At 68.1% G+C, this 19859-nt stretch carries 16 protein-coding genes; 9 read left to right on the forward strand and 7 right to left on the reverse strand.

The annotated features are described in order from the left end of the window. The first annotated feature begins 110 nt into the window (after positions 1-110). From DELCS14_RS15810 to DELCS14_RS15830, 5 genes are read left to right on the forward strand one after another with little or no spacing between them, the layout of a single operon-like run. On the forward strand, positions 111-1049 hold the full coding sequence (locus DELCS14_RS15810; RefSeq protein WP_228676762.1) for a MurR/RpiR family transcriptional regulator: 939 nt from the start codon (positions 111-113) through the stop codon (positions 1047-1049). Continuing rightward, on the forward strand, positions 1046-2083 hold the full coding sequence (locus DELCS14_RS15815; RefSeq protein WP_013802550.1) for an amino acid ABC transporter substrate-binding protein: 1038 nt from the start codon (positions 1046-1048) through the stop codon (positions 2081-2083). Before DELCS14_RS15810 ends, DELCS14_RS15815 begins: the two co-directional genes overlap by 4 nt. Positions 2084-2103: 20 nt before the next feature. Then, on the forward strand, positions 2104-3144 hold the full coding sequence (locus tag DELCS14_RS15820; RefSeq protein ID WP_013802551.1) for an ABC transporter permease subunit: 1041 nt from the start codon (positions 2104-2106) through the stop codon (positions 3142-3144). 17 nt (positions 3145-3161) lie between these two features. Continuing rightward, positions 3162-4247, forward strand: coding sequence for an amino acid ABC transporter permease (locus DELCS14_RS15825; RefSeq protein WP_013802552.1), 1086 nt, complete (start codon positions 3162-3164; stop codon positions 4245-4247). Next, on the forward strand, positions 4244-5218 hold the full coding sequence (locus DELCS14_RS15830) for an isoaspartyl peptidase/L-asparaginase (RefSeq protein ID WP_013802553.1): 975 nt from the start codon (positions 4244-4246) through the stop codon (positions 5216-5218). The genes DELCS14_RS15825 and DELCS14_RS15830 overlap by 4 nt, the downstream gene beginning before the upstream one ends. A gap of 718 nt (positions 5219-5936) precedes the next feature. On the opposite strand, the gene phbB is transcribed toward DELCS14_RS15830, so the two are convergent. The 3 genes from phbB to DELCS14_RS15845 all read right to left on the reverse strand — a co-directional run bounded on the left by phbB (position 5937) and on the right by DELCS14_RS15845 (position 10084). Continuing rightward, a complete protein-coding gene (gene phbB / locus DELCS14_RS15835; protein WP_012205436.1) occupies positions 5937-6674 on the reverse strand; it encodes an acetoacetyl-CoA reductase in 738 nt (245 codons plus the stop codon). 212 nt (positions 6675-6886) lie between these two features. Next, on the reverse strand, positions 6887-8068 hold the full coding sequence (locus DELCS14_RS15840; RefSeq protein WP_013802555.1) for an acetyl-CoA C-acetyltransferase: 1182 nt from the start codon (positions 8066-8068) through the stop codon (positions 6887-6889). 123 nt (positions 8069-8191) lie between these two features. Next, positions 8192-10084 carry an alpha/beta fold hydrolase gene (locus DELCS14_RS15845; protein WP_013802556.1) on the reverse strand — a complete coding sequence of 631 codons (1893 nt, stop codon included), beginning with the start codon at positions 10082-10084 and terminating at the stop codon, positions 8192-8194. Between the two features lie 141 nt (positions 10085-10225). Between DELCS14_RS15845 and DELCS14_RS15850 the strand changes: the two genes are divergently transcribed. Beyond that, a complete protein-coding gene (locus DELCS14_RS15850) occupies positions 10226-10561 on the forward strand; it encodes a hypothetical protein (protein WP_013802557.1) in 336 nt (111 codons plus the stop codon). Here DELCS14_RS15850 and pgeF read toward each other — a convergent pair. Further along, positions 10481-11338 carry a peptidoglycan editing factor PgeF gene (pgeF, locus tag DELCS14_RS15855; RefSeq protein WP_013802558.1) on the reverse strand — a complete coding sequence of 286 codons (858 nt, stop codon included), beginning with the start codon at positions 11336-11338 and terminating at the stop codon, positions 10481-10483. The genes DELCS14_RS15850 and pgeF overlap by 81 nt on opposite strands. After that, a complete protein-coding gene (gene maiA / locus DELCS14_RS15860; RefSeq protein WP_013802559.1) occupies positions 11335-12000 on the reverse strand; it encodes a maleylacetoacetate isomerase in 666 nt (221 codons plus the stop codon). Before maiA ends, pgeF begins: the two co-directional genes overlap by 4 nt. A 133-nt stretch (positions 12001-12133) precedes the next feature. Between maiA and DELCS14_RS15865 the strand changes: the two genes are divergently transcribed. From DELCS14_RS15865 to DELCS14_RS15875, 3 genes are all read left to right on the forward strand, one after another. Beyond that, positions 12134-12829, forward strand: coding sequence for a fumarylacetoacetate hydrolase family protein (locus tag DELCS14_RS15865; RefSeq protein WP_013802560.1), 696 nt, complete (start codon positions 12134-12136; stop codon positions 12827-12829). Between the two features lie 147 nt (positions 12830-12976). Continuing rightward, positions 12977-13540, forward strand: coding sequence for an NUDIX hydrolase (locus tag DELCS14_RS15870; RefSeq protein ID WP_013802561.1), 564 nt, complete (start codon positions 12977-12979; stop codon positions 13538-13540). Between the two features lie 240 nt (positions 13541-13780). After that, entirely contained in the window at positions 13781-16657 is a 2877-nt protein-coding gene (locus tag DELCS14_RS15875; protein ID WP_013802562.1) for a chemotaxis protein CheW, read from the forward strand. 62 nt (positions 16658-16719) lie between these two features. Here DELCS14_RS15875 and DELCS14_RS15880 read toward each other — a convergent pair whose 3' ends face one another. Both DELCS14_RS15880 and ligA read right to left on the reverse strand, forming a co-directional pair. After that, on the reverse strand, positions 16720-17727 hold the full coding sequence (locus DELCS14_RS15880) for a patatin-like phospholipase family protein (protein ID WP_013802563.1): 1008 nt from the start codon (positions 17725-17727) through the stop codon (positions 16720-16722). Continuing rightward, positions 17727-19838, reverse strand: coding sequence for an NAD-dependent DNA ligase LigA (gene ligA, locus DELCS14_RS15885; RefSeq protein WP_013802564.1), 2112 nt, complete (start codon positions 19836-19838; stop codon positions 17727-17729). The genes DELCS14_RS15880 and ligA overlap by 1 nt, the downstream gene beginning before the upstream one ends. Between the last annotated feature and the right edge of the window lie 21 nt (positions 19839-19859).

Below are 19859 nucleotides of genomic sequence, written 5' to 3' on the forward strand. Positions count from 1 at the left end.
CCCCGCACCCAGCGGAACGCATGGATCGTTCGGTTCAGGGTTTCTCCTGAATGAAAGATTTCATTCTTAAAAAATAATGAATGAAAGAGACCATTCACTTTCATTCATTCATGGAACTCCACCCCCATCCCGCCGTACAGGAACTGCTGCGCGCCAGCGTCGATGGCTCGCCCGCCGTCGCCCGGGTCGGCCGCTGGATGGCCGCGCATCCGGTGCTGGCCGTCACGCTGAGCGCCGAAGAAGTGGCCAATGCCTGCGGCGGCTCCCTGGCTGCCGTCAACCGCTTCGCCAAGCACGCCGGCTACGAAGGCTTTGCCGATTTGCGCCTGCACCTGGGCCGCCAGCTGCAGCAGGCCCTGGAGCCCGTGAACAAGCTGCGCGCGGCGCATGGGCCCGAGGCCGCCACGGCTGGCGCCGTGGGCGAGCAGGCTTTCGGGCACACGCAGCGCAACCTGCAGGCGGCTGCGCAGGCCTGCGACCCCGGCCTGCTCGACCAACTGGCCCAGCGCATCTGCCGCGCCCGCCGTGTGCTCTTCATGGGGTTCGGAAGCTCCCACCATGTGGCGGCCTTTGGCGCCGACGTGCTGCAACCCTATCTGCCGCAGGTGGTGGAAGTGACCTCCGCAGGCGGATCGGAACAGGCGGTACGCCGCATGACAGGGCTGACGGAGCAGGACGTGCTGATCGCCATTTCCCTGCCGCGCTACTCGCGCGAAGCCGTCGCGCTGACGGGGCACGCACGCCAGCGGGGCGCCCTGACCATCGCCATCACCGACGAGACCACGAGTCCGCTGGCCCGCGAGGCCGACTACACGCTGCTGGCGCCCGCCTCGCATCCCCTGCTGCCTTCATCGCCAATGGCGGCCATGGCCATGGTCGAGGCACTGGCCACCCAGGTCATCCGCGCCACACCCCAGGCCGTGCGCAGCCTGGTCGAACTGTCCGAGTCGGTGCTTCCCTACCTGACTCCGGACGCCGATACCGCTTCGCCGGCGGCAAGCAAGCCGCAACCCCAGGCCCCCCATCCCGCTGGAAAGGATTCACCATGAACGCCCCTGCCCGTCTGCGCTTTGCGCTTGCATCGATGGCCGCCCTCTTCACACTCGCTGCCGCGCCGGCCCACGCTGGCAAGACGCTGGACGGCATCAAGCAGCGCGGCGCCGTGGCCTGCGGCGTGCACACGGGGCGCGCAGGCTTTGCGCTCGCCGACGGCAGCGGCAACTGGTCCGGGCTGGACGTGGATCTGTGCCGTGCCGTGGCTGCCGCCACCCTGGGCGACGCCGGCAAGGTCAAGTTCATTCCCACCAGCGGCCAGACACGCATCACGGCGCTGCAGTCCGGCGAGATCGATCTGCTGGCACGCAACACCACCTGGACCTTCACGCGCGACAACGGCCTGGGCCTGATGTGGGCGGGCGTCAATTTCCACGATGGCCAGGGCTTCATGGCCAGGAAGAAGCCCGGCCTGAGCAGCGTCAAGCAGCTCTCTGGCGCCACCATCTGCGTGATCAGCGGATCCACCACGGAAAAGACCCTGTCCGAGTACTTTCGCGCCCACAAGCTCAACTACAAGGCGGTGGTGTTCGACAACCCCGAAGCCGCCCTGCAGGCCTTCAGCAGCGGACGCTGCCAGGCGTATACAGGCGACCTCGGCGCCCTGGCCGTGCTGCGCGGCAAGGAACTGGCCAACCCCGACGACTACGTGATCCTGCCCGAAGTCATCTCCAAGGAGCCGGCCGGCCCGGCCGTGCGCCGCGGTGACGACGAATGGTTCGCCGTCGTGCGCTGGACACTCAACGCCATGATCGAGGCCGAGGAACTGGGCATCACCCAGGCCAATGCCGACGAGCTCAAGACCCGCTCCGACAGCATCCAGGTCAAGCGTTTCCTGGGTCAGAGCGACGACCTGGGCAAGCAGCTGGGGCTGGACAAGGAATGGGCGCTGCGCATCGTCAAGGCCGTGGGCAACTATGGCGAGAGCTATGAGCGCAACCTGGGCGCCAGGTCGGGCCTGAACGTGCCGCGCGGCAAGAACGCGCTGTTCACCAAGGGCGGTCTGATGATGTCGCCGCCGATGAACTGACGCGCCGAAGGCACCCTGCCATGAACGCCGTGAATGCTGTGAAAGCCGTGAATGCCATCGACGCCGGGGCACGGCAGCCGCCGGCCCCCACCCGGCCACGCTGGGGCAGGCTGGCCTTGCAGCTCGCCATCGGCTGGCTGCTGATATTGCTGCTGGGCTGGCTGGCGCACAACGCCAGCCGCAACATGGCCGCGCGCGGCATTGCCGGGGGCTTCGGCTTTCTGGAGCAGACGGCCGGCTTTTCCATCTCCGAAGGGCTGCTGCCCTACGAGCCCGGCGACAGCTACCTGCGTGCGGTCGCGGCCGGCGTGGCCAACACGGTTCGCGCCGCCGTGCCCGCGCTCGTGCTGGCCACCGTGCTGGGCCTGCTGCTGGGCGTGGCCGCCGTGGCAAGGCATCCGCTGCTGCGCGGCGCCGTGCGCCTCTATGTCGATGTGGCGCGCAACATCCCGCTGCTGGTGCAGGTGCTGCTGTGGTATTTCGCGCTGACTTCGCTGCTGCCCGATGTGGACCACCCTCTGGCCATCGGCCCCCTGGGCTTTCTGAGCAAGGCGGGGCTGGCCCTGCCCGGCCCGGTGTACGACAGCGCGGCGGGCTGGCACTGGAGTTCCCCGCAACCGGGCATGTTCGGCATCGACGGAGGACTGGCGCTGACGCCGGAATTCCTGGCCCTGGTGGGAGCCCTGGGCCTGTATGCCGCCGCCTATTGCGCGGAAATCGTGCGCGCCGGTCTGCAGGCCGTGCCGCGCGGGCAATGGAATGCCGCCTCGGCCCTGGGCATGCGCCGCGGCCAGCAGTTGCGCCTGGTCGTGCTGCCGCAGGCCCTGCGGGTGATCATTCCGCCCTATACCAACCTGGCGCTCAGCACCATCAAGAACTCCTCGCTGGCCGTGGCCATCGGCTACCCCGACGTGGTGATGATCGCCAACACCGCCATGAGCCAGACCGGCCAGGCCATCGAATGCGTGACCATCATCGCGGTGGTCTACCTGGCCATCAACCTGCTGACCTCGCTGGCATTGAATGCCTTCAACCAGCGCAGTGCCTTCATCACACGCTAGCCGGGAAAGACTTGCCCATGAGTGCCGTACTCCGCGCACCGGCCCTGCCGGTGTCCCCGCCCCGGGTTCCGCTGGCGCAGCGCCTGCGCGCCAGCCTGTTTCCGGATGCGCTCTCCGGGCTCATCACCGCCACGCTGCTGCTTGCCGCGCTGTGGGCGGGCTGGAAGCTGCTGGCCTGGGGCCTGCTCGACGCCGAAACCGCAGCCAACCCCGACACATGCCGCGCTGCGGCCGGCGCCTGCTGGGGCGTGGTGCGCGACAAGTACCGTCTGGTGTTCCTGGGGCGCTACCCCATGGCCGAACAGTGGCGCCCCGTCGCCGCCAGCCTGCTGCTGCTGCTGGGCAGCGTGGGGGTGGCGGCACTGCCGCGCTTCTTCGGCCGCGCCGGCATGGCAATGCTGCTGGCCGGGTTGACCGGCTTTGGCGTGCTGATGGCGGGCGGTGTGGCCGGCCTGGCACCCGTGCCCAGCGATCTGTGGGGCGGCCTGCCGCTGACCCTCTTCCTTGCCGTGATCGCCTGCCTGGCCGGTGTCCCGCTGGGCATTCTGCTGGCGCTGGGCCGGCGCTCCAGCCTGCCCTTGATCCGCATCCTGTGCACGGGCTTCATCGAGGCCGTGCGCGGCGTGCCCCTGATCACGCTGCTGTTCTTCGGGGCCTTCGTGCTGCCCATGCTGGTGCCCGCGCAATGGCGGGTGGACCCCATGGTCCGCATCGCCGTCTGCCTGGCGGCCTTCAGCGCCGCCTATCTTGCCGAGGTGTTCCGCGGCGGGCTGCAGGCCGTGCCCCAGGGCCAGGTCATGGCGGCCCAGGCCATGGGCTTCACCAGGATGCAGGTGCTGCGCCACGTGGTCCTGCCGCAGGCGCTGCGCGTGACCATCGCGCCCACGGTGAGCAACTTCATCGGCGCGGTGAAGGACACCTCCCTGGTGGCGATCGTGAATATCTACGACATCACCGGCTCCCTGAAGATGGCCATGAGCGACCCCCACTGGATTGCGTACTTCGTGGAGATGTACATGGTGGTCTGTGCCGTCTATCTGCTCATCGGCCTGGGCATCGCCCGCTATGGCCGCTTCCTGGAATCGCGCTACGCACTCCAATGAACATGCCCCAGAACTCCCGAAAATTTTCCATTGCCGTGCACGGCGGCGCAGGCACCGTCATCCAGGGCCAGGCCGACGAGGCCCCCTACCACGCCGCACTGGCCCAGGCGCTGGAGGCGGGCGCCGCCCTGCTGCGGCGCGGCGCCAGCGCGCTGGACGCAGTCCAGGCCGCGTGCCAGTCCCTGGAAGACTGCCCGCTGTTCAATGCCGGGCGCGGCTCCGTCTACACGCGCGACGCGCGCCACGAGATGGACGCCGGCCTGATGGACGGCAGCAACCTGCGGGCCGGCGCAGTCGCTTCCGTCAGCCAAGTGCGCAATCCGATTGCGCTGGCACGGCATGTTCTTGACGACGGCCAGTGCGTGCTCCTGGTCGGCGAAGGGGCGCAGCGGTTTGCCGATGAACGCGGGCTGGCGCGGACGGATGCACGCTACTTCGACTCTGCCGAGCGCCTGGCACAGCTGCGCCGGGTGCAGGCGCAATCCGGCCAGACCGCGCTGCTGGACCACGACGCCAGCGGACTGGTGGCGCACCCGGCTCCGCTGAACGAGAACGGCAAGATGGGCACGGTCGGCGCCGTGGCGCGCGATGTGCATGGCAACCTTGCCGCCGCGGCATCCACCGGCGGGCTGACCAACAAGCGCCCCGGGCGCGTGGGCGACACGCCCGTGGTGGGCGCAGGTTTCTACGCCGACAGCACCACCTGCGCCGTTGCGGCCACCGGAACCGGCGAGCATTTCCTGCGCGCAGCCATCGCGCACGACATCCATGCGCGCATGCGCTACCTGGGGCAAAGCCTGGAACTCGCAGCCGACGCCGCAGTGCGGGGCACGCTGACACACATCGGTGGCCAGGGCGGCGTTGTGGCCGTGGACAGCCAGGGACGCGTGCACTGCCCCTTCAACAGCGCCGGCATGTACCGCGGCTACATCGTGGACGACTCGCCTGCCGTGACCCTGATTTTTGCCTGATGGGGCGTTTTCGCCCCGGGTTGACCTGTGCCCACGCATTGCGGGCAACGAGGCGTAACAGCATCGGCATTGGCCCGCCATCCCCGTAAGCCTCTGTCAGGAAACGGATTTTTTCTCATTGCGCCAGAAATCTGTCTTCAAACTGACAGATCCCCACCTCCAGGCTTGCAATTGCTTGCGTCCTGGGGCAATCCCTGAGTCAACCTGCAGCCACTTGCCCGCGTTGAACACGCAACAAAGGAGTGATTGCACATGACCGACATCTTTTCCCACACCGCCCTGCAGACCCGCTTTGCAGCCGCTGCGCTGGCCCAAGCTGTCTGGCCATGGGATGACCGTGACCGCAAGCGCGCACCCCGCAACGCCTGAAAACCGGGTCACAAAAAAGTTTCGACTTCCTTCGAAAATTTTTTAAAAACCTGTCAACCAGCTGAATCTGGCCCGCGTTAAGAGAGCAATACAGGAGAAAGTTTCCATGCAAACGACTGCCATCATGTCCATCTGGCCCGAAGACGAACGCGATCGCAAGCGCTGAGGCGCTGGCTGGCGCACACGGTGCCCCAGTCTCTGACACCACCGGTCTGACGGCCTTCCGTGCAGACCCCCTCTTCCACAGAACCCGCTTCAGCGGGTTTTGTCATTTCTGGGACATTTGCAGCGGGGCTGCCCAACAAAAAAGGAGCCCGCAGGCTCCTTTGCAGCGCGAACCCTTGCAGGTTCAATGCATGTGCAGGCCACCGTTGACCGAAAAATCGGCGCCGGTGGAATAGCCGCCTTCCTCCGAAGCCAGCCAGGCGATGATCGATGCGATCTCGCTGGGCTCGCCCAGGCGCTTGACGGGGATGGTGCCCACGATCTTCTCCAGCACGTCGGGACGGATGGCCTTGACCATGTCGGTGCCGATGTAGCCGGGGCTCACGGTGTTCACGGTCACGCCCTTGGTGGCCATCTCCTGCGCCAGCGCCATGGTGAAGCCGTGCATGCCTGCCTTGGCGGCCGAGTAATTGGTCTGCCCGGCCTGGCCCTTGGCGCCATTGACCGAGCTGATGTTGATGATGCGGCCCCAGCCCTTTTCCACCATGTCGCCCACGACCTGCTTGGTCACGTTGAACATGGAGTTGAGGTTGGTCTCGATGACGGCCTGCCAGTCTTCCGGCGTCATCTTGATGAACATGCGGTCACGCGTGATGCCGGCATTGTTGACCAGCACATCGATGCTGCCGTGCTCGGCCTTGGTCTTGCTGAAGGCCTCGACGGTGGAAGCCCAGTCGCCCACATTGCCGACCGATGCATGGAAGTTGTATCCCAGCGCCTTTTGCTCGTCCAGCCACTTCTGGAAGTCGCGCGACGGACCGCAACCTGCGATGACCTTGAAGCCTTCCTTGTGCAGACGCTGGCAGATAGCCGTTCCGATGCCTCCCATTCCCCCTGTGACATACGCTACTTTTTGAGCCATTCTTCTCTCCTGTCAATCAATGGTTGCTTCAGATCAATCTATCCACGACAACCGGGGCATTGACTCCGGTTATCACCAAGGGTGCCTGAACCTCTGGGTCCGGCACCCCCGTATGGCTAGTATGCAGCGCGTGCGCTGCGCCTCTCTTCGGGCAGGCCCTAGGCAGGCCTAGGATCTACCCTGAAAGCTTGCTAACGTTTTCCCTGAGCCCTTCAGACGCGCTCCACCGCCATGGCCACGCCCATGCCGCCGCCGATGCACAGGCCGGCCAGGCCCTTCTTGGCGCCGCTGCGCTGCATCTCGTGCAGCAGGGTCACCAGGATGCGGGCGCCCGATGCGCCGATGGGGTGGCCGATGGCAATGGCGCCGCCGTTGACGTTGACCTTGGCCGGGTCGATGCCCAGCTCCTGGTTCACCGCACAGGCCTGGGCCGCAAAGGCTTCGTTCAGCTCGAACAGGTCCACGTCCTGCGCGGTCCAGCCCGCACGCTCCAGCGCCTTGCGCGAGGCGAACACCGGGCCCAGGCCCATGGTGGCGGGGTCCAGGCCGCTGGTGGCGTAGGAGACGATGCGCGCCAGCGGCGTCAGGCCCAGGGCCTTGGCCTTGGAGGCGCTCATCACCACCACGGCGGCCGCGCCGTCGTTCAGGCCCGAGGCGTTGCCGGCCGTCACCGAGCCGGCCTTGTCGAAGGCCGGGCGCAGGCCTGCCAGGGCGTCGGCATTGGTCTTGCGGTTGATGTACTCATCGGCCGCGAACACCACGGGATCGCCCTTGCGCTGGGGAATGCTGACGGGAACGATTTCGTCCACGAACTTGCCTGCGTCCTGTGCGGCCGTGGCCTTTTGCTGGCTGGCCAGGGCCAGGGCATCCTGCTGCTCGCGGCTGACGCTCTTTTCCTTGGCCACGTTCTCGGCCGTGATGCCCATGTGGTACTGGTTGTAGACGTCCCACAGGCCGTCCACGATCATGGTGTCGGCCATCTTCCAGTCGCCCATGCGCTGGCCGTCGCGCGAGCCCGGCAGCACGTGGGGCGACAGGCTCATGTTCTCCTGGCCGCCGGCCACGACGATCTCGCTGTCGCCCGTGGCCACGGCCTGGGCTGCCAGCATCACGGCCTTCAGGCCCGAGCCGCAGACGGCGTTGATGGTGAGGGCCGGGGTTTCCTTGGCAACGCCGGCCTTCATCATGGCCTGGCGTGCCGGGTTCTGGCCTGCGCCAGCGGCCAGCACCTGGCCCATGATGACTTCACCGACCTGGTCGGTGCCGACCTTGGCGCGGTTCAGTGCCTCGCGGATCACGATGGAGCCCAGTTCGGTGGCGGGGATCTTGGCAAGGGTGCCGCCAAACTTGCCAACGGCAGTACGGACAGCGGAAACGATGACGATGTCTTCCATGATGACGGACCTTTCTTTGGACTCTTGAAGGGATGCCCGGGCGCACATTGCCGCAGTCGCGGCAGCGGCACCCTGCATTCAAGCCGCAGCGTTATTGCACTGCAGCATCGAAACGATTGTGCCTCAGGCCTTGACCAGTACGTAGCGGCCCGGGGCCGGCTCGATGGCCGTGTATTCCCTGCCTTTGCCGTACTGCTTTGGCGCTGCGACCAGCTTGCCGCCGTGCTCGGCCAGCCAGGGGCTCCAGTCGGCCCACCAGCTGCCCGGGTACTCGTCGGCGCCGGCCTGCCACTCCTTGAGCGTGGGCGGCAACTGGCCGTCCTCGCGCATCCAGTAGCTGCGCTTTTTCTTGGCAGGCGGATTGATCACGCCTGCGATGTGGCCCGATGCGCCCATCACAAAACGCTTGTCGCCGCCCAGCACCTGGGTGGACGCATAGGAGCCGCCCACGGGCACGATGTGGTCCTCGCGGGAGCCGTAGATATAGGCCGGCAGGCGCAGCTGGTGCATGTCGATGCGCTCGCCGCAGACGGTCAGCGCGCCGGGCTGGGCCAGCTTGTTTTCCAGGTAGAGGTTGCGCAGGTACCAGGCGTAGTAGGGGCCGGGCAGGTTGGTGGAGTCGCTGTTCCAGTACAGCAGGTCGAACGGCGGGGGCGTCTCGCCCTTGAGGTAGTTGCCCACCACGTAGTTCCAGACCAGGTCGTTGGGCCGCAGAAAGCTGAAGGTGGACGCCAGGTCCTGGCCCTTCATGAGGCCGCCCTCGCCCATCTGCATCTCGCGAAAGCGCACCACGGATTCGTCGATGAAGACATCGAGGATGCCGGTGTCGCTGAAGTCGATGAAGGTGGTCAGCAGCGTGACGCTGGCCACGGGAAACGGCACGCCGGCCGGCGCCGTGGCGCGGGCTGTGGATGTGCGGGCGGCGCTGCGGCTGCCAGCCGCGCGTTTGGCCGCAGGCGCCTTGGCCGCCGGAGCGGCAACTGCGCCATGCTCGCGGTCGTGGCGTGCCTGCAGCACGGCCAGCGCGGTGGACAGCATGGTGCCGCCCACGCAAAAGCCCAGCACATTGATCTGCTCGGCTCCTGCGATCTCGCGCGCCACGCGGATGCCGGTGAGCACGCCGTCCTCGATGTAGTTGTCCCAGGTCTTGCGCGCCAGGCTTTCGTCGGGGTTGCGCCAGCTCATCACGAAGGTGCGATGGCCCTGGCTGACGGCGTAGCGGATCAGCGAGTTGTCGGGCTGCAGGTCCAGGATGTAGAACTTGTTGATGCAGGGCGGCACCATGAGGAAGGGCCGTTCGTGCACCTTGTCCGTCAGCGGCTTGTATTCGATGAGCTGGAACAGCTCGTTCTCGAACACCACGGCGCCTTCGGTGGTGGCGACGTTCTTGCCCACGGTGAACAGGCTCTCGTCGGTCATGGACACATGGCCCTGGCGCATGTCGGCCAGCAGGTTGGCCACGCCCTGGGCCAGGCTCTCGCCCTGGGTTTCGATGGCTTTCTTCTGGGCCTCGGCATTGAGTGCCAGGAAGTTGCTGGGCGCCATGGCCGCCAGCCATTGCTCGATGGCGAAGCGCACGCGGTTGCGCGTCTTGTCATCTGCCTGCACGGCATCGGCCAGGCCCATGAGCATGCGGCTGTTGAGCAGATAGGTCGCAGCCGTGGCCGCCGTCAGCGGATTGCCGGCCCACGACTCGGTATTGAAGCGCTTGTCCTTGGCCAGCAGCGCCTGGGCGCCGCCCTGTTCGGCCATGGCCTTGGCACCATCCAGGTACTGGCGCTGCAGCTCCAGCAGCTTTTCGGGGTCCAGCGACAGCGCGTTCTCGGGCAGGGCGCCGGGTTCGGGGACGGCCGCTTTCCAGGCCTGGGCCATGTCCGGCATGCCTGGCATGCCCTGGGTTCCCGGAAGGCCTGGTTGCCCCAGCTGCTGCAGTGTCTGCAGCGTGCGGCTCCATTGCTCGTTCCAGAATTGCTGGACGGATTGGCCTGACAGGCCAGCGAGTGGGTCAAAATTCATGCTGCATCCTTGTTCGTGGATGCCATGCAATAGCCTGGGGCTTGCGGGGCATCCGTTTTGATTGTGACCCAGGCGAGCCCCGCCTTGCCCGGCACAGACCTCCACGAAAACCCGTGCCCCGCTCGTTTTTTTGGTTCGACCATGTATCTCGTTGTTATCGCCTGGCTGTATGTCACTCTGATGATGGCAGTGGCCGAGGCCGCCAGCCCCACGGGCAGCATACTCGGCGCCGTGATCACGTTCGCACTCTATGGACTGCTGCCGCTGTCCATCGTGATCTACATCATGGGCACGCCCGCACGCAAGCGAAAACGCCACGCACGCGAATTGGCAGAGCGCGAGGCCTGGCTGGCGCAGCAGCAGGCCTCGCAGAGCGGCCCCGGCACGCAGGCGCGCTCAGTCCTTCCAGATGCAGGCGGCGAACCGCCCGCTGCTGCCCAGGCGGGCAGCGTCGCGCCGGTGCGAAAAGAACCGTGAGCCGTTGAGCACCGTGCACCATGCGTCGCCGCCGTCATTGCCGTAGATGGCGGTGATGCCCAGCGCCGCCAGGCGCTGGCGCGCAAGCCCGGCCAGGTTGGCCAGGTACTTGGGTGCGCCCCCGCCCTCTTGCGGCACGGCGGTGAAATGCGCCCCGGCCGCCGCGTCATGCGCGATGAACGCCGCGCGCACCTCGGCACCCACTTCGAAGGAGCGCGGACCGATGCAGGGTCCGAGCCAGGCCAGGGTCTGCTGCGCCGCTTGCCCGGGCGGTGCCTGGATCTGGCCAGCAAAGCGCTCGAACAGCGTCTCCAGCACCCCGCCCGCCAGCCCGCGCCAGCCCGCATGGGCCGCGCCCACCACGGCACCGCTGCGATGGGCCAGCAGCACGGGCAGGCAGTCGGCCACCATGATGGTGCAGACCACGCCCGAGGCGCTGGTCACGCAGGCATCGAAGGCCTGGCCCTGCACGCTGCCTGCATCCAGGGCCACGACATCCACGCCATGCACCTGCTGCAGGAACACCGCGCAGGCGCCCGGCGTATGGGCTCGCACGATCTCCTGCAGCCGCTGGCGGTTGGTGCGGACGGCCTGCGGGTCATCGCCCACATGGTCGCCCAGGTTCAGGCTGCCCCAGGGCGCCGTGCTGACGCCGCCTTCGCGCGAGGTGCACAGCGCGTGCACGCCGGGCGGCGAGGGCCACTCGGGCACCAGCCAGGATGCGGGGATGGTGCCGGGGAGGTTGCCGGGGATGGAGTCAGGCCGGGCCGCGCTCATTCCGCGTCGGGGCAGGCCGAGGGATGGGCCTTCTGGAAGGCCGGCAGCGCCTCGCAGCGATCGACGATGGCCGCCAGGCGTGGCAGGCCGTCCAGGCTCACGTTGAAGCGGCGGCCGTTGAAGATCTGCGGCACCAGGCAGCAGTCGGCCAGCGTAGGCGTGTCGCCCCAGCAAAACAGCGAAGGCGCCAGGCCTGCGGCCTCGCGCTCGGCGGCCAGCAGGTCCAGCTGGCGTTCGAAGGCTTCCAGGCCGGAGCGCACCCAATGCACGTACCAGCCGCTCTTGGCCTCGTCGGAGACACCCAGGTTGCGCACCAGATACTTGAGCACGCGCAGGTTGTTGAGCGGATGGATCTCGCAGGCCACCATCTGGGCCAGCGCGCGCACATGGGCACGGCCCAGGGCGTCGCGCGGCAGCAGCGGTATTTCGGCATGGGTCTCATCGAGATATTCGATGATGGCCATGGACTGGGTCAGCCAGTGGCCGTCCTCGGTTTCCAGCGCCGGCACCAGCGCATCGCCGACATGCTGGGCATAGGCCGGCGCCCTGTGGTCGCCGCGCAGCAGGTGCACGGGTACGGATTCATAGTCCAGGCCCTTAATCTGCAGCGCAATGCGCACGCGGTAGGAGGCCGACGAGCGGAAGTAGGTGTGGAGCTTCATAGACCGCAAAGCATACCGTGCGACCCGGGGTCTGTTCCGGCTCATCCGGCCATCGCGTTGCCCCGCTGCGGGGCCACAGGCATGGCACACTTGCGACGGCGCCCACGAGACAAGGCGCCAGAGGAACACCGACATGAGCTACGTTTTCAACCCGCCCGCCGTGGCCAGCGTACCCGTCCTGGGCCGCCCCGAGCGTTTTCCCGTGCACCGCATCTACTGCGTGGGCCGCAACTACGAAGAGCACGCCAAGGAGATGGGCTTCACCGGCCGCGAGCCGCCCTTCTTCTTCCTCAAGCCTGCCGACGCCATCGTGCCCGTCGAGGCCGGCACCACGGGCACCATGCCCTACCCCACGCTGACCTCCAACCTGCACCACGAGATCGAGCTCGTCGTGGCCATCGGCAAGGCGGGCAAGAACATCCTGGCCGCCGACGCGCTGAACTACATCTGGGGCTACGCCGTGGGCCTGGACATGACGCGCCGCGACCTGCAGAACGACATGAAGAAACAGGGCCGCCCCTGGTGCATCGGCAAGGCCTTCGAACATGCCGCGCCCATCGGTCCCATCACCCCGGCAGCCGAGGCCGGCGACATCGCCAAGGCCACGATCTCGCTGCAGGTCAATGGCGCCGACCGCCAGCGCAGCGACATCGGCAAGCTGATCTGGAACATTGCCGAGACCATCGAGCACCTGTCGGCCGCCTGGGAACTGCAGCCCGGCGACCTGATCATGACGGGCACGCCCGAAGGCGTGGCCGCCGTGGTGCGCGGTGACGTGCTGGAAGGCCGCATCGATGGCCTGAGCCCCTTGAGCGTCAAGATCGCCTGAGATCCCTGTGCCTGGCGACAGGCCGGCAAGGCAGCAGGGAGCGCGCTCCCCGGCCTGCCGGCCTTCGTTTTTCTGAACCCACAGTCCGCCGCACGGAAAGCCTTCCTGCCTTCCGTCTGGCGGCGCTTTCACTTCCATGGTGTCGGCATGATTTTTCGCAGCCCCATCAAGTTCTGCCGAGCCTGCGGCACGGCCGTGGTCTACCGCATTCCCGACGATGGCGACACGCGCGAACGCGCCGTATGCCCGCACTGCCACACCATCCACTACGAGAATCCGCTGAACGTGGTCGGCACCATCCCCGTCACCGACGACGGCCGCGTGCTGCTGTGCAAGCGCAACATCGAGCCGCGCCGGGGCCTGTGGACCCTGCCTGCCGGCTTCATGGAACTGGCCGAGACCACGGCGCGCGGCGCCCAGCGCGAGACCGATGAGGAAGCCGGTGCCGACATCGAGATGGGGCCGCTGTTTTCCATCGTTGACGTGCCCAAGGTCAGCCAGGTCCACCTGTTCTACCGCGCCCGCCTGCGCAGCGAGCAGTTCTATCCAGGCCCCGAGACCATGGAGGCCCGCCTCTTTGCCGAGGCCAAGATTCCCTGGGAGGAACTGGCCTTTCGCACCGTGCGCGTGACGCTGGAGCGCTACTTCGAGGACCGTGCGGCCGGCATGCTTGACGCGCACCGCGTGCACTCCATCGACCTGAGCCTGTAGGCGCATGCACCGCCGTCCGGCACCACCGTGCTGCACGGCAGTGCCGGACGCACCCCGGTGACGCCAGGCCATGCCCCGGCGTGGCGCTGATGGGGCTGTGGATGGGGGGCTGTCATCCTTGTGTCACCTTGCAGACACATTTAGTCACAAGCTGGCCTCCTTCTTGCTCGTTGCATCAGGCTTTTCCCTGATCGGGGAAAGCGGGTTTCACCCAGCCTGAACCTGACTGCGGAGCGCTCCATGGCCACATCCCTGCCAACCGACCTGATTCTTCCCCACCTGCGGGAACTCAACCGCAACGCCGCCGACCTGCGCGAAATACGGCTCATGTGGCGGCTCATCGAAGCCTCGGCCCGCATGCAGGCGTCGCAGCAGGGGCAGGCCCTGGTGTCCATGCTCACCGACACGCGCCAGGGACTGGAGCAGCTGGAGCAAGGGCTGCTGCAGTCGCAGCTGGCGCAGTCCGCGCAGGAGGCCATGGCCCAGCTGGGCATGCAGTCCGCCCATGCCATCGACCTACTGGTGCGAAGCCTGTACGAGCGCACGGCCGATGTCGGCTTTCTCGCCGCCGATACCGTGCTCTGCGAGGCCATGGCCCGGCTTGACGATGACGATGACGATGACGATGGCGATGGCGATGGCGATGACTGCGGCCTGCCCGACATGGCGGCCGGCGGTCTGCGCGCATGGCAGGCACCGCTGCAGGCGCACTTGCAGGCGCACCTGCAGAGCTACCGAGCCAAGTACACGGTGTATGACGACATCCTGCTGCTGGACACGCAAGGCCAGGTCTGCGCACGTGCCCAGGCGCAGGCAGGCCGCAAGCCGCCACCGCCCTGTGCCGAGGCCTGGTTCCAGCAGTCCCTGCAGCAGGCCGGTCATGTCAGCCATTTCGGCGCCAGTTGCGTGCTGCCGGGCGCTGACCGCCTGATCTACGCGCAGCGCCTGCTGCACCCACGCACCATGGTGGTGCTCGGCGTGCTGTGCCTGAGCTTCGACTTCGCCGCCGAGATGCAGGCCATCTTTGCCTCTGGCGGGCCGCGTGCCCAGGTGGGGCTGCTGCTGGACGAGGGCGGACTGGTCATCGCCAGCAGCGATGCCCACTGGATAGCCCCGGGCAGCCGCGTGCCCATGCACCATGGTGATGCCGTGCAGCCGCTGATCCATGCAGGCCGCACCTACCTGGTGCGCACGGCGCGCGCCCTGCCCTACCAGGGCTATGCGGGACCGCAGGGCTGGCAGACCCAGGTAATGGCACCGCTGGACCTGGCCTTCGCCGCGCAGCAAAGACCGCAGGTGCTGCAGGCGCTGGAGCCGGCCATTGCCGAGGGGCTGATGGCCCAGGCGCGCGGCTTTTGCCCGCCGCTGCACGCCATGGCCCGCGCGGCCGACGACATACGCCGCGTGGTCTGGAATGGCCAGGTGCTGGCTGCCAGCCAGGCGCCGCAGTCCCCCGTGCAGGGCACGACCCACCCAGACCCGCTGCAGGCCGTGCTGGAGCAGATGGGCGAGACCGGCGACCTGACCCATGCCGTGTTCACACGCGCCATTCACGGCCTGCACGAGACCGCGCTGTCCACCCGGCTGCAGGAGCACAGCACGCTGAACCGGCTGCTGATGGACCTGCTGGAGCGCAATCTCTATGAACGTGCCAACGACTGCCGCTGGTGGGCCCTGACGCCCGGCCTGCAAAAGGTGCTGGAGGACAACAGCGGCTGCCTGGCCCTGTCGGTACAGGCCCACGACAGCGCGCAGCGGCTGCTGGAGCAGCTCAATGCGCTGTACACCGTCTATGCGCGCATCGCGCTGTACGACGCCCAGGGCCTGGTGCTGGCCTGCAGCCATGAGGACGAGGCCGGCCTGCCCCTGGCTCCCGGCACGCGCGTGCAGGCATCGGCCCTGCAGGCCACTGTGCTGCTGCGCGATGCCCAGGCCTACCACGTGCAGGAGATGGACGACGGAGGCCTGCCCGTCCATGTCTACCATGCCGCGCTGCGCGCGCCATCGCCTGGGAGTGGACAGGCGCACGGACATGCACACGGCGGCGATCAGGGCCCCGTCATCGGCGGCATCGCCCTGCTGTTCCACACGCGGCGGGAGCTGCAGGCCATGCTGCAGGCCGCAGCGCCAGAGCAGGCAGCAACGGCAGAGCACGCTGCAGCCACCGATCCCGAAGACAGCGGCCTGCCGCGCCTGCCGATGGAAGCCTTCTACGTGGCGCGTGACGGGCGCATCGTCGCCGCCAGCCATGGCGGGCGCCCGCTGGGCAGCTGCATCGCAGGCGTGGCCGGCCTGGCATCGCTGGCCGATGGCGAGGTGCGCAGCAGCATCGAGGAGATCGAGGGCCACTACTGCATCGTCGGCATGGCCGCCGGGCGCGGCTACCGCGAGTTCCGTCTGGACCAGGGCGCGGCACGCGATGCAAAAGAAAGCGCAACGGACGACACACTGGCAGGCCTCGTCAGCCTGAGTCTGCAGCGGCTGGGCCCCGTGCATGCCGATGCGCGCAACCGCGCGCTGCGCCTGGCGTCGGCCACCCGCCTCGATGGCGCCCGGCCCGCTACGCACGGGCACGGGCGCGCCGTGCATGGCAGCGGCGATGCGCCTGTGGAACTGGCCAGCTTCTACGTGGGCGCCAGCCTGCTGGCCCTGCGCGCGGGCGATGTCTGCGAGGCCCTGCCCGCCAGCGCCATCTCGCCCGTGGCGGCAGGACGGCTGCCGTTTTGCGTGGGTGCGCTGGCACGGCGCAGCCAGGGCAGCGTCAGCGGCTATGTCTGGGTGTTCGACCTGGCCGCGCTGCTGCAGGGCCAGCCCGGCGTGGTCACCGAGCAGTCACAGGTCATCGTGGTCCAGCATGGCGGCCTGCGCGTGGGCCTGCTGGTCAGCGCGCTGCAGGGCGTGCACCGGCTGCCAGCCAGCGCGCTGGTGGATTCGCCCATGCTGAACGCGGCCGACACCGCGACGGCCCTGGTGCGCAAGCTGGTGCATGCCGATTCGGGCCTGCCGCTGATCCAGTGCCTGGACCCCGCCGCGCTGATGCGGAGGCTGCAGCCTTCGCGCGTTGCTGCGGCCAATGCCGACCGTAGTTCGGTCAGCGTGGAAAGAGAGGCGGCGTAGCCCGGGCCTGTCGGGCATGCCAGGCGTGCCGTGTCTTTCGGGCGTACCGCGCCTGTAACGCCTCAAAGGCCCCAGTGGCGCAGGCCCGGCAACGCGGCCTGCGCTGCCTCGTAGCCTTCGTCGATGGCCTCGCGGGCGCGGTGGAAGTCCAGCAGGCCCAGGTGGGACAGGCGCGGCGCGATCACCAGCTCGGGCGGGTCGCCCGCCATGCGGCTGCGCGTGATGCGCATCTGCATGATGTTGACGCTGGTCATCACCACGTCCAGCAACGAGGGGGGCCGCGGCGGCGGCTCGGTCTCGCGGCCTGCCTCGTCGCGGTGGTGGCCGGGCATCCACCCCATCACGCCGCGCTGCAGCCTGCGCACCCATGCCGTGCCGGCCACGGCGCTGGCCTGGCCGGCCAGGTCCTCGGGCGCCACGCCCTGCTCCACAGCGGGCGGGGCTTCCTCCAGTGGCGGCGCGGCAGCCATGGCGGCGGAGGGAGCCAGCGGCCGCATGTGGCGCCGCATGATGTCGGCATTGAGATCGACGGCGATCACGATGTCCGCGCCCATGGCGCGCGCCAGCGAGGCGGGCACGGGGTTGACGATGCCGCCGTCGACCAGCAGCCGCCCCTCGCGCTGCACGGGCGTGAACAGGCCGGGCAGCGCGATGGAGGCACGCACGGCATCGGCGATGGAGCCCTTGCGCAGCCAGACCTCGGCGCCCGAATGCAGGTCGGTGGCCACGGCGCCGAAGGGAATCTTCAGGTCCTCGATGGCCGAGTCCACGAAGTGCTCGCGCCAGAACGCGATCAGCTTCTCGCCCTTGAGCATGCCGCCCGTGATGTTGAAGTCCATGAAACCGAACACCTTGCGCATGCCCAGGCCCAGCACCCATTCCTCGAAGCGCTGCATCTCGCCAGCCGCATAGGAGGCACCGACCAGGGCGCCGATGGACGAGCCGCAGATGATGTCGGGCCTCAGGCCCGCATCCTCCAACGCGCGCAGCACGCCGAAATGCGCCCAGCCACGCGCCGACCCGCTGCCCAGCGCCAAGCCGACCACGGGTTTGCGCGGACTCAGCGCCATCAGCGGTCCCCGCCTGCCAGCAGCGCCAGCATGCCGGCCTCGTCCAGCACGGTCACGCCCAGTTCCTCGGCCTTGGCCAGCTTGCTGCCGGCCTCGGCACCGGCCACCACATAGCTGGTCTTCTTGCTGACCGAGCCGGAGACCTTGGCGCCCGCGGCCTCCAGCATCTCCTTGGCCTGGTCGCGGCCCAGGGTGGGCAGCGTGCCCGTGAGCACCACGGTCATGCCGGCCAGCGGCTGGGCGGTCTGCTCGCGCGCCGCGCCCTCCTCCCAGTGCACGCCGCAGGCACGCAACTGTTCGACCACCTCGCGGTTGTGGGGCTGGGCGAAGAAGGTGTGGATGCTCTCGGCCACGATGGGCCCCACGTCGCGCACCTGCAGCAGTTGCTCGACGCTGGCGTCCATGATGGCGTCCAGCTGGCCGAAGTGGCGGGCCAGGTCCTTGGCCGTGGACTCGCCCACCTGGCGGATGCCCAGGCCGAAGAGGAACCGCGACAGCGTGGTCTTCTTGGATTTTTCCAGCGCGTCCAGCACGTTCTGGGCCGACTTCTCGGCCATGCGGTCCAGCGATGCCAGGGCCACCAGGCCCAGGCGGTAGAGATCGGGCAGCGTGCGCACCACGTGGCCGTCCACCAGTTGGTCCACGAGCTTGTCGCCCAGGCCCTCGATGTCCATGGCGCGCCGCGCGGCAAAGTGCAGGATGGCCTCCTTGCGCTGCGCAGGGCAGAACAGGCCGCCCGTGCAGCGGTGGTTGGCCTCGCCCTTGGGGCGCGACACCGCGCTGCCGCAGATGGGGCATGCAGCGGGCATGCGGAAGTTGGGCACATAGGCCGGCCGGTCGCCGGGCACGCGGCCCACGACCTCGGGGATCACGTCACCGGCGCGGCGCACGACCACGGTGTCGCCCGTGCGCACGCGCTTCTTGCGGATCTCGAACAGGTTGTGCAGCGTGGCATTGGTGACGATGACGCCGCCCACCGCCACGGGGGCCAGGCGCGCCACCGGCGTGAGCTTGCCCGTGCGGCCGACCTGTATGTCGATGCCTTCCATGCGCGTGGGCATTTCCTCGGCCGGGTACTTGTGGGCCACGGCCCAGCGCGGCTCGCGCGAGACAAAGCCCAGCTGGCGCTGCTGGGCCAGGCTGTTGACCTTGTAGACCACGCCGTCGATCTCGTAGGGCAGCGTGGCGCGCTCGGCGCCCATGCGCTGGTGGAAGGCCACCAGCTCGGCCGCGCCCTTGGCGATGCAGACCTGGGGCGCCACCGGAAAGCCCCAGTCGCGCAGCGTCTGCAGCATGGCGTAGTGGGTGACGAAGTCGGGGCCGCCCTGGGCAGCCGGCGTGATCTCGCCCAGGCCATAGGCGAAGAAGGACAGCGGGCGCTGCGCCGCAATGCCCGAGTCCAGCTGGCGCACCGAGCCTGCCGCAGCATTGCGCGGATTGGCAAAGCTCTTGCCGCCGGCGGCCTGCTGGCGCTCATTGAGCTTGACGAAGTCGGCGCGGCCCATGTAGACCTCGCCGCGCACCTCGACCACGGGCGGCACGCCCTTGCCTTCGGGCAGGGACAGCGGAATCTTGCGGATGGTGCGGATGTTGTGGGTGACGTCCTCGCCCACCTCGCCGTCGCCGCGCGTGGTGGCCTGCACCAGGCGGCCGTTCTCGTAGCGCAGGTTCATGGCCAGGCCGTCGAACTTGGGCTCGGCCACATACTCCACGGGCGGCGCGCCTTCGGCCAGTTCCAGCTCCTTGCGGATGCGTGCGTCGAAGGCCTCGGCACCCGTGGCCTCGTTGTCGGTCTCGGTGCGGATGCTGAGCATGGGCACGGCATGGCGCACGGGCATCAGGCCGTCGAGCACGGCGCCGATCACGCGCTGCGTGGGCGAGTCCGGCGTGACCAGTTCGGGGTAGGCACCTTCCAGCGCCTGAAGTTGCTGGAAGACGCGGTCGTACTCGCCGTCGGGCACGGTGGGCGTGTCCAGCACGTAGTACTCATGCGCCCATTGGTTGAGCTGGGCGCGCAGCGCCTGCACCTTGGCCAGCACCTTGTCGGGGGCGGCCCCGGACTCCGGCGCCGCAGGGGCTGCGCCGGAGAAAAGATCCAGATTGTCATTCATGGGGTTGAGGCCAGGAGCCTG

The sequence above is a fragment of the Delftia sp. Cs1-4 genome, assembly GCF_000214395.1.
GTDB classification, from domain to species: domain Bacteria; phylum Pseudomonadota; class Gammaproteobacteria; order Burkholderiales; family Burkholderiaceae_C; genus Comamonas; species Comamonas acidovorans.